Below are 676 nucleotides of genomic sequence, written 5' to 3'. Positions count from 1 at the left end.
GGCCGGATGCGGCTTCTACGTCGAGGCCACCCATCCGGCCGGCCTGCACCGCTGGTCGGTGGAGGACATCGCCGGGGAGATGGTCCGGGACCTCACCGAGGGCATGGACGGCACCGGGATCAGGGCCGGGGTGATCGGTGAGCTGGGTGTCACCGGGTACCCGATGGAGCCGACCGAGCGCAAGGTGCTCCAGGCCGCCGCCCTGGCCCAGCAGGAGGTGGGCTGCGCCATCATCGCCCACTCGGCCGCAGGGGCCGACTCGCCCCTGGAGGTGATCGAGGTCCTGTCGGACGCCCGCGCCGACATTAGCAGGGTGGTCCAGAGCCACCTCGACGACCGGTTCCGCTCCGACCTCGACCGCTACCGCCGAGCCGCGGAATCGGGCGCCGGGTTGGGCCTCGACACCTTCGGCCGGGAGCTCTACTACGCGATGCGCGAGACCTGGCTCCCGTCGGACGAGGACCGCATGGACGCCCTGGTGATGCTGATCGAATCAGGAATGACCGACCGTATCTTCCCCGGCCAGGACATCTGCTTCAAGCACGAGTTGGGCCCCCAACGCGGGCCCCGCGAAGCCCCCATACACCCCGAAAAAATACCCCCCCCCCCACCCCCGGGGGGGTGGGGTTAGGGTGTGGGCACCCGCCGACCGGAGAAACCCCCCCCCCGGCTGGGG

1 protein-coding gene is annotated in these 676 nt (G+C 70.9%); it reads left to right on the top strand.

The window, feature by feature from the left end; genetic code table 11:
- Positions 1-631 (top strand): hypothetical protein (locus tag OXK16_12005; protein ID MDE0376664.1); only part of this gene is annotated, 631 nt, incomplete at its 5' end.
- Positions 632-676: the final 45 nt, after the last annotated feature.

The organism is bacterium, from assembly GCA_028821235.1.
Classification (GTDB): domain Bacteria; phylum Actinomycetota; class Acidimicrobiia; order Spongiisociales; family Spongiisociaceae; genus Spongiisocius.
Note: the sequence above shows the minus strand (reverse complement) of the source record. Positions and strands in the feature narration are given on the sequence as shown.